The organism is Flagellimonas marina (assembly GCF_042651185.1).
Taxonomy (GTDB): domain Bacteria; phylum Bacteroidota; class Bacteroidia; order Flavobacteriales; family Flavobacteriaceae; genus Flagellimonas; species Flagellimonas marina.
This window is the reverse complement of sequence record NZ_JBHSCL010000009.1, coordinates 524,902-536,849: the sequence shown is the minus strand read 5'-3', so window position 1 is coordinate 536,849 and position 11,948 is coordinate 524,902. Positions and strand designations below refer to the sequence as shown.

The window sequence follows — 11,948 nt, the reverse complement described above, 5'->3', positions numbered from 1 at the left end:
ATTTTTGCCTCAATATGATGGCAACTGAAGTAAAACAACCGACCAGGGCCCAGGAGTCCACCAACGCCATTGAGCGCTTGTACATAACCATGCGCCACTTACTCAATCGCGGTTTTTACAAACCTTCCGGGGTATCGGGCAACGCGTTGCGCAGTGCACTTTTGTTGTTGCGACCAGAAATTTATGGCACAATCGCCGAGGACAAATCAGAATTGAACGGTTTGATCTATGTGTTGGAACGGTTGCCCGAAGGTATTGAGGAATGCCGCTTTATCAATCTAACCTCAGACGAAGGTTTTTCCAAATCGCATTTAAAGCCTATTATCCCTCCAAAACGTAGACGTAATTGTTATCGCATTGATGAGGTGCAGATGAATATTGAAATTACTAGGGGAAGAAGCGATATCTATGATATTTTGACTCACTTAACCTTTTTGTTCATTGAATCTGGCAAAATCTGTAAAAGGGTTTTGGTTGAAAATGGAAATGCAACCATTCATGATTGGGATAAACTGGAGCGTTTTGTCCACACTAAGGACAAGAAAGAAAGTGAAAGGGAAGTTGCCTTGATTCATGCAGCCAACATTCTAGCACGCACTTTTGATGAGGTTACAATAATTTATAATAAGCTCAAGAAACCTAGTGATCCAGACCGTTTTTTAAACGTAATTTATTGGTTGGGTAAATTGGCCATTGAGGAAGAGACCACCGGAAATAAACGGACCATTACCTTTAGTCCTTTGTTGCGGGAACGTCTGGGTCACCATATTCATGGGGAACGGTGGGCAGACATGATCAAGAAAACGCTAATTGAGAACGGATTACTGCATCGGCCTATACATATTATAAGTGCCAATATGCACAGCGTGATGAATTCCTTGTTTGCCCGTAAAGCTTTGGCAAAAGAGTTTCCTAATGCCAAACCTTTGGAAATATTTGAAACGCTGAGCGCCACGCTCAACAATAACCTTCATGAAAAGGTTCGTAAAATGGCAGAGAAGAACGGAATGCTATTTTTGGATGATACATCTGGAGCCAATATAGATGTTCAGATTTTTGATACGGCCAAATTAGGAAAGGATGCCTGCTGCTATGATTTGCCCAAAGGAACCCAAGACGAGGAAAAACCCGTTATATTTGTCATGGACTATGCGTTTGGGGAACAGGCCTATGAGACTATTGACGAGCTCTTAAAACCATTGGAAGAAGGTGAACAAAAGCAATTTTTAAACGTAGATTCCGTATCAATTATGGGTAAAGCCGGTATTTTGGAAGGAGGTAAAGGGGATTTAATGATTCCTTCGGCCCATATTTTTGAAGGCACGGCGGATAACTACCCTTTCCATAACGAATTAAGCGCTGCGGACTTTGAAGGTCATGGGCTAAAAGTATTGGAAGGCACCATGGTAACAGTTTTGGGAACTTCGTTGCAGAATAAGGACATCCTTAAATTTTTTTACGAGTCCACTTGGAATGTGATAGGTTTGGAAATGGAGGGCGTACATTACCAAAAAGCGATACAGTCCGCTTCCAAGATACGGAAGAGCATCAAAAAGGATGTAAAGGTACGATACGCCTATTATGCTTCTGACAACCCTCTGGAAACAGGAAGTACATTAGCTTCGGGTGGACTGGGAACAACAGGGGTAAAACCGACCTATTTGATTACGGACCAAATATTAAAACAGATATTCAATTCATAAACATATGGCAGACCAACCTGTACATCAGAACTCTTCGGACGAAATAGATTTGGGACAACTTTTCCAAGTCATAGGAAGAGGACTTCAGAAATTCTTCAATTTTATCGGAAGCATTTTCAAGGGGATTTTTCACCTATTGATTCTCACACTGATCTTTATACAGAAGAATATCATAATCATTGCTGCCGCCTTGATTATCGGAGGAATTGGGGGATACGTTTTGGACAGTATTTTCCCCAAAAAATATGTTTCCAAGATGGTGGTTGAACCCAACTTCAACAGTGTTCAACAATTGTACAACAACATTGCTTTTTATAACGATTTGGCCAAGGCCCAAGACTCAGTGGCTTTGGCAACTGCATTGAATATAACGGAACACGAAGCTGCCACGATAAAGGAAATATTTTCTGATTCCTACTCTGACGAGAACCAAAAGATTAAGTTGTTTGATGAATTCATACGTGAGCTGGACACGACCACTGTAAAGACCATAGATTTTGAAAACTATCTGCAAAACTTCAACTCTTTGGATGCCAGATTTCATCAAATATCCGTTATAAGCACGGACAACAGAGTGGCCAAAAAGATGCAGCCCGCCATCATCAACTCCATATCAGTGAATGATTACTTCAAATTGCAGAAAAAAATCAATGATGAAAACCTTGATCTTCAGGAAGAGATTTACAAACAACAGTTGATCGAGATTGACTCTTTACAAAGTTTGTATAGGACGGTTTTGGTAAAAGAGGCGGATAAACCTATGCAGGGTACCAGTATAAATATGGCAGAAGGTGGCAAAACATCTAATAGAGAACTCGCATTGGTTCAAGAAAAGGATGTCCTCAAAGAAAAGTTGGTCGACTTGAATGAGGAACGGGCCAATAAGTCAACGATTATAAATGTAATCAGCGACTTTCCAACGAGAGGAGTTGAACAAAAAGGGATTTGGAACAGCTATAAATTCAAGCTCCCTATATTTTTATTGGCTTTAGTACTTGGTGTTTTAGCTCTTCTTGAGGTCAACAGGTTTTTGAAAACTTACAATAAGGAATAGATTGGCAGATGAAAGGGCATAAATTGTGCTTACAAGACTGACCCTATTACCGAGTCCAATATTGTTTCATGAAAAAAGTCATTGTTACGGGAGCAGGAGGTCAATTGGGCCTAACGTTAATGGAGGGTGCGTCTACCTATGACAATCTTTATGTTGAGTCCAAAACAGCTGATGAACTCAATATTACCAGTTTGGAGAGCATCCAAAAAGCCTTGAAAAACGGAAACTATGATTTCTGTATAAACTGTGCTGCATATACCAATGTGGAACAGTCGGAGAAAACTCCTGATATAGCCTTTAAAGTAAATGCAGAAGGTGCCAAAAATTTAGCTTTGTGCTGTAAAGAGAATGACACTGCTCTAATTCATATTTCCTCTGATTACGTTTTTGACGGAACCAAAAGTGGACCATACACCATTGATGACCCCACAAATCCCATCAATGAATATGGAAAATCCAAGCTGAAAGGGGAAGAGTACATTCGTCAAATATGGGATAACCATTTCATTATTCGGACCTCATGGCTCTACAGCAAAAAGTATGGCCAAAATTTTTACAGAACAATTGTACAGAAGGCAAAAGAAGGATTGGAATTAAGGGTGACCGATGCCCAAATAGGGTGCCCTACGAACACAGAAAGCTTGGCGAAATTTATTTTGGGAGAAGTATTGCAGGGCAACCATGCTTACGGCACTTACCATTTTACGGATGGAAAACCAATGACATGGTACAAATTTGCCCAGCAAATTTTAGAGGAAAACAGTTTGATGGGTAGTACAAACCTTGTGTTGGATAGGAATTATCGTACTTTTGCAAAAAGGCCAAAAAACAGTGTTCTTTCGTAATCATTGAAATACGCTAACGACCTTAAGGGCGCTTTAATGGAAAAAAACATCCCAAAAAATATTTTAATTACGGGTGGAGCCGGGTTTATAGGATCTCATGTGGTTCGGCGACTTGTTTCCAAATACCCTCATTATAAGATTTTCAACCTAGATGCATTGACCTATGCGGGAAATTTGGAAAACCTAAAAGACATTGAAGAAGCACCCAATTACGATTTTATTAAGGGGGACATTACAAATGCAAACTTCGTAAATGACCTTTTCGCGAAACACAAGTTTATTGGAGTGATTCATTTGGCGGCCGAGTCCCACGTAGATCGCTCTATATCCCACCCACTATCCTTTGTTCAAACCAACATTTTAGGTACGGTTAATCTATTAAATGCCTCATTGGAATTGACCAAGTCCAACCCAGATTTCCTGTTTTACCATATAAGTACGGACGAAGTTTATGGAAGTTTGGGTGAAACCGGATTTTTCACGGAGACCACGGCATACAACCCAAATTCCCCCTATTCCGCGTCTAAAGCTAGCTCAGATCATTTTGTAAGGGCTTATGGGGAAACCTATAATTTACCATTTATTATATCCAATTGTTCCAACAACTATGGCCCCAATCAATTTCCAGAGAAATTGATTCCGTTGTTTATCAACAATATCATTAAAAATAAGCCGTTGCCCGTATATGGCGACGGGAATTATACCCGGGATTGGCTTTATGTTATTGACCATGCAGCGGCCATTGATTTGGTTTTTCATCAAGGTAGAAAAGGAGAAACCTACAATATTGGAGGTTTTAATGAATGGAAAAACATAAAGTTGACACAACTGTTATGTCGATTAATGGATAAAAAATTGAACAGGCAAACAGGAACATCAGAAAAGCTTATAACTTTTGTAAAAGATCGCCCAGGGCACGATTTAAGATATGCCATTGATGCCACCAAGATTAAACAACAGTTGGGCTGGGAGCCTTCAGTGACATTCGAGGATGGACTTGAAAAGACAATAGATTGGTATTTTGAAAACCGGCAATGGTTAAATCATGTTACTACTGGAGACTACTTGGAGTATTATAAAAAACAATATCAACAATAGAATACAATGAAGGGAATCATTTTGGCAGGAGGAACCGGAAGCAGATTGCACCCACTGACCCTTTCAGTGAGCAAGCAGCTGATGCCTATTTACGACAAGCCAATGATTTACTATCCACTTTCCACATTAATGTATGCGGGCATAAAAGAAATATTGATTATTTCTACTCCAAAAGACCTTCCATTGTTCAAAGAACTATTGGGCGACGGAAAAAAGTATGGTTGCTCTTTTTCCTATTCGGAGCAGGACGCGCCGAACGGTTTGGCAGAAGCATTCATCATTGGTGAGGATTTTATTGGAAATGATAAGGTTGCCTTGATTCTTGGGGACAACATTTTTTACGGAACGGGACTTTCAAAATTATTACAGTGCAACAATGATCCAGACGGAGGCATTATCTATGCCTATAGAGTAAATGACCCTCAACGCTACGGTGTTGTCGAGTTTGATGATGAAGGGAAGGCCATCAGTATAGAAGAAAAGCCAAAAGAACCAAAGAGTAATTATGTGGTGCCCGGCATTTATTTTTATGATAACAGTGTAGTCTCTATTGCAAAAGCCATAAAGCCAAGTTCTCGCGGCGAATTGGAAATCACCGATGTGAACAAAGAATTTTTAAAAAGAGGGAAATTGAACGTTGGTATTATGGACAGGGGAACGGCATGGTTGGATACAGGGACCTTTCAAGCCTTGATGCAGGCGTCACAATTTGTTGAAGTATTGGAAGAACGCCAAGGGATGATCATTGGTTCCATAGAGCTTGCGGCCTATGAAATGGGATATATCAATACAAATCAATTTATGGAATTGGCCCAACCCTTGATGAAAAGTGGATATGGGAAAAGACTTTTGGGCATTTTGAACAAGGAGGCATGATCAAGGCTATTGAGACTAAATTAAAAGGGTGCTTTATATTGCAGCCCCAAATATTTGAGGATGAAAGAGGTTATTTCTATGAAAGTTATAACCACAAAGATTTCTGTGAAGCAATAGGAAGAGAGGTGACTTTTGTGCAGGACAATCAATCCTTTTCAAAGAAAGGGGTGCTCAGAGGACTTCATTTTCAGAAAGGGGGGCATGCCCAGGCCAAATTGGTGTCGGTTTTACAAGGTAAAATCCAAGATGTTGTGGTAGATTTGCGAAAAGATTCTCCCACATTTGGTCAGCACTTATCCATTGAATTGAGCGATGAGAACAAAAAACAGGTGTTTATTCCTAGAGGATTTGCCCACGGTTTTTTAACGCTAAGTGAAACGGCCAAAGTATTTTATAAGTGTGATAATTATTATAGAAAGGAAGCTGAAGAGGGAATTAAATTTGATGAGGCAATAATCGGAATAAATTGGAAAATAAATAAAGAAAAAATTATTACTTCCGAAAAAGACAAGACTATATATTCAGCTAAGATCTTTAAATAAGAAAGTTGAAACAATTAAGAAGTTAAAATAAACAACAAGATTTGTGGCACTTCTCTTAAATGAAGGGAGTTGGATTTTAGTCTTTCTAAAAAAGAGTTGCTCTATTTTAAGATTACCGTAAACCATATTATAATGAAATTTGAAGGAAAATCAGTTTTAATAACCGGTGGCACAGGGTCATTAGGAAAGGCATTGACTTCTCACATTTTTGCAAGGCATCCAGAGGTAAGGAGGTTAATAATCTTTTCCAGAGATGAACAGAAGCAATTCCAAATGGCGCAAGAATATCCAAAGGACAAATATCCACAAATACGATTTTTTATTGGTGACGTAAGGGATAGAGATAGGCTGATAAGGGCTTTTAGGGGAGTGGACTATGTTATCCATGCTGCAGCAATGAAGCATGTACATTTGGCAGAATATAATCCAGAAGAGTGTATAAAAACAAATATCGGAGGAGCACAAAATGTTGTTGACGCTTGTTTTGAAAGCAATGTACAAAGAGTGGTAGCTTTATCTACGGATAAAGCTTGTGCCCCCATCAATCTTTATGGAGCAACTAAATTGACTTCAGATAAACTTTTCATAGCAGCAAATAATATTAAAGGCGATAGTTCAATTCGATTCTCAGTGGTAAGATATGGAAATGTAATGGGCTCTAATGGTTCTGTAATACCATTTTTTATTAATAAAAAATATACCGAAGGAACCCTCCCTATTACTGACCCAAACATGACAAGGTTCAATATATCATTGCAAGGCGGCGTTGATATGGTGATGCACGCATTGGAACATGCTTGGGGAGGTGAACTTTTTGTCCCTAAAATTCCATCGTACCGAATAATGGATGTCGCTGAAGCTATAGGACCAGAATGCAATAAGCCTGTGGTTGGAATAAGACCAGGGGAAAAGTTGCACGAAGAAATGATTACAAGTTCAGATTCCTTTTACACATATGATCTTGGAAGGTATTATGTAATCTTGCCGACAACTCATAGTTGGAAATTGAAGGATTTTATTGAAGCGTTTAAAGCAACTAAAGTGCCTGAAGGCTTTAAGTACAATTCTGGGGAAAACACTGAATGGGAAACTATTGAAAACCTTCGTTCGCTAATTAGGGAGCATGTTGATGAAACTTTTAAAGTATGAGCGTAAATAAAAATATTCCTTATGGACGTCAGGCAATAGATAAAACGGATATAGAATCAGTTATTGATACATTGACCTCCAACTTTTTAACCCAAGGGCCTAAGGTTGCAGAGTTTGAAGAAAAATTTTCTAAATATGTAGGCTCAAAATATGCAGTAGCAGTTAGTAATGCAACAGCAGGCTTGCATTTGGCTGTATTGGCAATGAATCTTAAACCTGGAGATAGGGTTATCACTACTCCAATTACATTTGCCGCTACTGCTAACTGTGTGAGGTACGTCAAAGGAGAGGTCTGGTTTGCGGATATCAACCCCGACACCTATTTAATTTCCTATGAAAAAACCAAGGAACTTATTGAAAGTAAACCCAAAGGATTTTTCAAGGGAATCATTCCAGTCGATTTTGCAGGATTGCCAGTAAATTTGGAGAAGTTCAAAGAACTGGCAAAGGAGCATGATTTATGGATAATTGAAGATGCTTGCCATGCACCGGGGGCCTATTTTACCGATTCAAATGGAGAAAAGCAACACTGTGGAAATGGTAATTACGCGGATGTTAGTGTTTTTTCATTTCATCCAGTAAAACATATTGCATGTGGGGAGGGAGGTATGCTGACCACAAATAATGAGGAGTTGTATAAAAAAATGATGTCGTTGAGAACACATGGGATTTCAAAGGAAAATATGCTTGAAAATCATGGGGGGTGGTACTACGAGATGCAAGAACTTGGGTATAACTATAGACTTACAGATATTCAATCAGCCCTTGGAATTACGCAACTAGAGAAGAATAATCTAGGGGTGTTAAAGAGAAATGAAATTGCTAAAAAATATAAAGCAGCGTTCAAGGGAAAAATCAAATATCAATCACTATCGAAAGGAGATTTGAACGCTCATCACCTTTTTGTTATAGAAGTTGAGAATAGAAAAGGCTTATATGATTTCTTAATAAAGAACAAAATCTTTGCTCAAATTCATTATATCCCTGTGCATACCTTGCCTTATTATAAGAGAATAGGTTATGAGAATGCGGATTTAAACAATGCACTTAGATATTATGGCAGCTGTATCAGTTTGCCAATGTATCCCTCTTTAAAGGATAGCGAACAGGATTTTGTGATAGAAAAAACGCTAGAGTTTAATGAATAATTTGGCAATCATACCAGCAAGGGGAGGTAGCAAAAGGATTCCGAGAAAAAATTTAAAACATTTTTTGGGGAAGCCAATAATGGCCTACTCCATTGAGTTGGCAATTCAGAGCAACCTCTTCACTGAAGTGATGGTTTCCACTGATGACGTGGAAATAGCTTCGATTGCTAAAGAATTTGGTGCAAGTGTCCCATTTTTGAGGTCAACAAAGAATTCAGATGATTTTTCGACCCTCTCTGAGGTAATCGATGAAGTGTTATCAAAGTATACCAAAGATTTTGATTTTATTTGCTGTATTTTACCGACAGCACCACTAGCAAGTTTGGATGTATTGAATGAAGGGTTAAGTGTGCTCCAGAAAAATCAATATGATTCGGTTAGGCCCGTCGTAGAATATTCCTATCCTATACAAAGAGCAATAAAAATTGATGCTGACAATAGGATGCACTTTTTCTTCCCTGAACATTACAAATCAAGATCACAGGATTTAGAGCCTTCATATCATGATGCAGGACAATTTTATTGGATGACCAGCAACGAGAGGCTACATGGAGCCAAAAAGGGTGTTGTAGTCGTTAACGGCAACCAGGCTCAGGACATTGATACAAATGAAGATTGGGAACTAGCGGAATTGAAGTATAAATTCAATCAGCAAAAGCAAAAACAGTAAGATAGTTTACAAATAGAAGTTGGCGCCATGCAAACGTTTTTCTTTATACCAGCAAATAGGATAGACAAGCTGCTCCAAATTAAAGAAAAAGGGGTTACTGAGATTATAATTGACTTAGAAGACGCTGTTAAAGATTCTGAAAAAGCTGGTTTGTTGGAGCAAATTCTAAAATATCCCAAGGAGGATATCCGAAATTGCTTTTTCAGAATCCCATTGATAGATCTTAAGGGAAGGTTTAATTTTGAAATATTTGACCGGTTACTTGAAAATGGCTTTACTCGCTTTGTTTTTCCAAAAATGGCAAGCTTTAATGATTTTACAACTTGTTTGCAAAGAACAAAAATAAAACTGGAGGTTATTCTGCTTGTTGAGACACCCCGATTATATATTGAATGCTTTACACAGATTTACAATTATTATGAACACATATATGGATTGGCCTTGGGGAGCCATGATTTTATAGCTGCCATACATGCAAAGCATACAGTGCAAAACCTAGAGGTTTTAAGACAACAAATTTTGTATTTTTCTAAAGCATATGACATTTTATCAATTGATATTGCATCAATGAATATTAAGGATGAAGACAACTTTAGAGAAGAGTTGATGGATGGATTTAATAAGGGCTATGACGGAAAGTTTATAATTCATCCAAATCAATTGGAAATCGTTAATAAAACCAAGTTCTATAGCAACAATGATTTTGCGTGGGCATTGAAAGTGCAAGAGAAATTAAATAAACGTGGAGGAGAAAATGAATTTGACCCTATCTTGATAGATGATAAAGTTGTGGAAAAACCCCATATAAAACTTGCCAAAAGAATAATTAATGAATTCAGAAAATAATATGGCTGTAACAAAATTTGGAAGATACTTTGAGGATTTCATTATAGGCGAAGAGATTTTGCACGAAGGGTCTAAGACTATTTTTGAAAGTGACAATAATTTTTTCTGTTTACTGACAATGAATCATCATCCAGTACACATTAACATAGACTATGCGGAACAGAAGCAGCATAAGCAGCTACTTGTGGTAGGCACATTAGTTTTCAGCTTAATTGTTGGAATAACCGTTCCTGATATAAGTGGAAAGGCGATAGCCAATTTAGAATATGAAGAAATTAAACACTTAACCCCTGTTTTTATAAATGACACGCTTTATGCGAAAACCAAAATACTAGCCAAGAGAGAATCCAAGTCTAAAATTGATAGAGGCATAGTTCATGTTGAAACAATTGGATACAATCAACATAAACAAAATGTTATCAGTTTTAAAAGAAAAGTTTTAGTCCCTAAGAATACCTAAGTAGAACCTTATGAAAGATGTTTTGATGAGGAGCTTAATGTTTGTTCCCGCCCATAGTGACAAGCTTATGCAAAGTGCTAGCAAGGTAGACGCCGACATATTGCTTCTTGATATTGAAGACTCGGTGCAGCCAGTAGCAAATAAACAAGTCGCCAGAAATAAGATTATAGAGTATGTAAAAAATGGGATGTTCAAAGGGCGGATAATTTTTCCTAGAATTAATGACAGAGAAAGCGGACAATTACTAAAGGATGTTAGTCAATTGACTATACCAGGTATTGCAGGGTTTATGTATCCGAAAGCGAAAAGAGGAGAAGACATATATTTTTTTGACAAACTCTTGGAAACAATAGAGTTCGAAAAGGGATATGACATTGGGTCTTTTAAAATTATAGCATTGATTGAAACGGCCTCGGCGGTAATGAATGTTCAGGAAATTTGTGCATCTTCCAACAGGGTGGTGGCCATAGCTTTTGGCTCTGAAGACTTTATAACGGACTTGGAAGGAATACATGACCAAGAACATCTGAGTCTTTTTAGCCCAAGGGCAATGATTGCAATGGGGGCCAGGGCACAAAATGTGATTCCAATAGACACTGTACATGTTAGGGTCAAAGACCTTGAAGATTTAGAAAAAAACCTTCAATTGTCTGTTAAATTAGGTTTTGAAGGAATGCTGGTTTTAAATCCCATTGAGATTCCTCTTGTGCATAAATATTATTCCCCATCAAAAGAGGAAGTACAACATTCCAAAGAGATATTAATTTCAGATCAACTAGCGAGAAAAGAAGGGGTAGGGGTCGCTATAATCAATGGCAAATTTATTGGCCCGCCATTTGTGGCAAAAGCAAAAAAAATTCTTGAAAAGGATAAGTTGATTAAAAGTAAAAAGCAATGAAAAAGATTATTATCATTGGAGGATATGGTAATGGAACTGTGGCCTTGTCAACAATTGAAGATATCAATAAAAGGGATAAGACATGGGAAGTCTTGGGATTTTTAAATGATAATGAAACGGAACCCATTAACGGTTATCCAATTGTTGGTAAAATAAACAAAACCGTTGTCCAAAAATATATTGAACAACCTGAAGTATATTTTTTCTACTCGTTGATTTCCGTTAAACTTAATTTTAAGTTTCTTTCAAAACTTCATGAACTTGAAATTCCTAAAGAGAGATTTGCCACACTGGTACACCCAACAGCCGTTATTTCCAAATTTAGCAAGATAGGATACGGCACATGTATTCAACCTTTCGTATCAATTGGCCCAAATACTGAGATAGGTAATCATGTTCAAATTTTTGCCCAATCTCTAATTGGTCATGGAGCAAAACTGAATGATTACAGTTACGTTGCCAATAATGCATGTATTGGTGCAGATGTGGTTTTAAAAGAGGGAGCCTATTTAGGCACTAATGCAACTACATTAGAGTTTGTTTCATTAGGCAAATGGTCGGTGACAGGAATTGGGGCGGTAGTATTGAAAGATGTACCAGATTATGCTAAAATGGTAGGAAATCCGGCCAGACAAATTGGAACAGTGAATTAATTTAGA

General features: G+C 37.9%; 13 protein-coding genes. All 13 read left to right on the top strand.

Going from position 1 to position 11,948, the window contains the following annotated elements; all coding sequences use genetic code 11:
* The first annotated feature begins 14 nt into the window (after positions 1 to 14).
* The 13 genes from ACFOWS_RS16290 (at position 15) to ACFOWS_RS16230 (ending at position 11,942) form a co-directional block, all read left to right on the top strand.
* Complete coding sequence (locus ACFOWS_RS16290) at positions 15 to 1,703, top strand: DUF6909 family protein (protein WP_379766858.1); 1,689 nt, start codon at positions 15 to 17, stop codon at positions 1,701 to 1,703.
* A 4-nt stretch (positions 1,704 to 1,707) separates the two neighbouring features.
* Positions 1,708 to 2,757: a hypothetical protein gene (locus tag ACFOWS_RS16285; protein WP_379766855.1), complete on the top strand. Its 1,050-nt coding sequence runs from the start codon at positions 1,708 to 1,710 to the stop codon at positions 2,755 to 2,757.
* Positions 2,758 to 2,825: 68 nt separating this feature from the next.
* A complete protein-coding gene (gene rfbD, locus ACFOWS_RS16280; protein ID WP_379766852.1) occupies positions 2,826 to 3,602 on the top strand; it encodes a dTDP-4-dehydrorhamnose reductase in 777 nt (258 codons plus the stop codon).
* A gap of 36 nt (positions 3,603 to 3,638) precedes the next feature.
* Positions 3,639 to 4,700 carry a dTDP-glucose 4,6-dehydratase gene (gene rfbB, locus ACFOWS_RS16275; protein ID WP_379766849.1) on the top strand — a complete coding sequence of 354 codons (1,062 nt, stop codon included), beginning with the start codon at positions 3,639 to 3,641 and terminating at the stop codon, positions 4,698 to 4,700.
* 6 nt (positions 4,701 to 4,706) lie between these two features.
* The gene (rfbA, locus tag ACFOWS_RS16270; protein ID WP_379766846.1) at positions 4,707 to 5,576 is read left to right on the top strand and encodes a glucose-1-phosphate thymidylyltransferase RfbA; all 870 of its coding nucleotides are present in this window, start codon (positions 4,707 to 4,709) and stop codon (positions 5,574 to 5,576) included.
* On the top strand, positions 5,573 to 6,118 hold the full coding sequence (rfbC, locus tag ACFOWS_RS16265) for a dTDP-4-dehydrorhamnose 3,5-epimerase (RefSeq protein WP_379766843.1): 546 nt from the start codon (positions 5,573 to 5,575) through the stop codon (positions 6,116 to 6,118). The genes rfbA and rfbC overlap by 4 nt, the downstream gene beginning before the upstream one ends.
* 132 nt (positions 6,119 to 6,250) lie before the next feature.
* A complete protein-coding gene (gene pseB / locus ACFOWS_RS16260; RefSeq protein ID WP_379766840.1) occupies positions 6,251 to 7,267 on the top strand; it encodes a UDP-N-acetylglucosamine 4,6-dehydratase (inverting) in 1,017 nt (338 codons plus the stop codon).
* Positions 7,264 to 8,415 carry a UDP-4-amino-4,6-dideoxy-N-acetyl-beta-L-altrosamine transaminase gene (gene pseC, locus ACFOWS_RS16255; protein WP_379766837.1) on the top strand — a complete coding sequence of 384 codons (1,152 nt, stop codon included), beginning with the start codon at positions 7,264 to 7,266 and terminating at the stop codon, positions 8,413 to 8,415. Before pseB ends, pseC begins: the two co-directional genes overlap by 4 nt.
* A complete protein-coding gene (gene pseF / locus ACFOWS_RS16250; RefSeq protein WP_379766834.1) occupies positions 8,408 to 9,085 on the top strand; it encodes a pseudaminic acid cytidylyltransferase in 678 nt (225 codons plus the stop codon). Before pseC ends, pseF begins: the two co-directional genes overlap by 8 nt.
* A 27-nt stretch (positions 9,086 to 9,112) precedes the next feature.
* Positions 9,113 to 9,931: an HpcH/HpaI aldolase/citrate lyase family protein gene (locus tag ACFOWS_RS16245; protein ID WP_379766831.1), complete on the top strand. Its 819-nt coding sequence runs from the start codon at positions 9,113 to 9,115 to the stop codon at positions 9,929 to 9,931.
* The gene (locus ACFOWS_RS16240) at positions 9,915 to 10,391 is read left to right on the top strand and encodes a MaoC family dehydratase (protein ID WP_379766828.1); all 477 of its coding nucleotides are present in this window, start codon (positions 9,915 to 9,917) and stop codon (positions 10,389 to 10,391) included. Before ACFOWS_RS16245 ends, ACFOWS_RS16240 begins: the two co-directional genes overlap by 17 nt.
* A 10-nt stretch (positions 10,392 to 10,401) precedes the next feature.
* A complete protein-coding gene (locus tag ACFOWS_RS16235) occupies positions 10,402 to 11,289 on the top strand; it encodes an HpcH/HpaI aldolase/citrate lyase family protein (RefSeq protein WP_379766825.1) in 888 nt (295 codons plus the stop codon).
* The gene (locus ACFOWS_RS16230) at positions 11,286 to 11,942 is read left to right on the top strand and encodes an acetyltransferase (protein ID WP_379766822.1); all 657 of its coding nucleotides are present in this window, start codon (positions 11,286 to 11,288) and stop codon (positions 11,940 to 11,942) included. Before ACFOWS_RS16235 ends, ACFOWS_RS16230 begins: the two co-directional genes overlap by 4 nt.
* Positions 11,943 to 11,948: the final 6 nt, after the last annotated feature.

Bases quoted from the DNA above. Each gene is read 5' to 3' on its own strand.
- ACFOWS_RS16290 (WP_379766858.1), top strand. From the start codon at position 15: ATGATGGCAACTGAAGTAAAACAACCGACCAGGGCCCAGGAGTCCACC.
- ACFOWS_RS16285 (WP_379766855.1), top strand. From the start codon at position 1,708: ATGGCAGACCAACCTGTACATCAGAACTCTTCGGACGAAATAGATTTG.
- rfbD (WP_379766852.1), top strand. From the start codon at position 2,826: ATGAAAAAAGTCATTGTTACGGGAGCAGGAGGTCAATTGGGCCTAACG.
- rfbB (WP_379766849.1), top strand. From the start codon at position 3,639: ATGGAAAAAAACATCCCAAAAAATATTTTAATTACGGGTGGAGCCGGG.
- rfbA (WP_379766846.1), top strand. From the start codon at position 4,707: ATGAAGGGAATCATTTTGGCAGGAGGAACCGGAAGCAGATTGCACCCA.
- rfbC (WP_379766843.1), top strand. From the start codon at position 5,573: ATGATCAAGGCTATTGAGACTAAATTAAAAGGGTGCTTTATATTGCAG.
- pseB (WP_379766840.1), top strand. From the start codon at position 6,251: ATGAAATTTGAAGGAAAATCAGTTTTAATAACCGGTGGCACAGGGTCA.
- pseC (WP_379766837.1), top strand. From the start codon at position 7,264: ATGAGCGTAAATAAAAATATTCCTTATGGACGTCAGGCAATAGATAAA.
- pseF (WP_379766834.1), top strand. From the start codon at position 8,408: ATGAATAATTTGGCAATCATACCAGCAAGGGGAGGTAGCAAAAGGATT.
- ACFOWS_RS16245 (WP_379766831.1), top strand. From the start codon at position 9,113: ATGCAAACGTTTTTCTTTATACCAGCAAATAGGATAGACAAGCTGCTC.
- ACFOWS_RS16240 (WP_379766828.1), top strand. From the start codon at position 9,915: ATGAATTCAGAAAATAATATGGCTGTAACAAAATTTGGAAGATACTTT.
- ACFOWS_RS16235 (WP_379766825.1), top strand. From the start codon at position 10,402: ATGAAAGATGTTTTGATGAGGAGCTTAATGTTTGTTCCCGCCCATAGT.
- ACFOWS_RS16230 (WP_379766822.1), top strand. From the start codon at position 11,286: ATGAAAAAGATTATTATCATTGGAGGATATGGTAATGGAACTGTGGCC.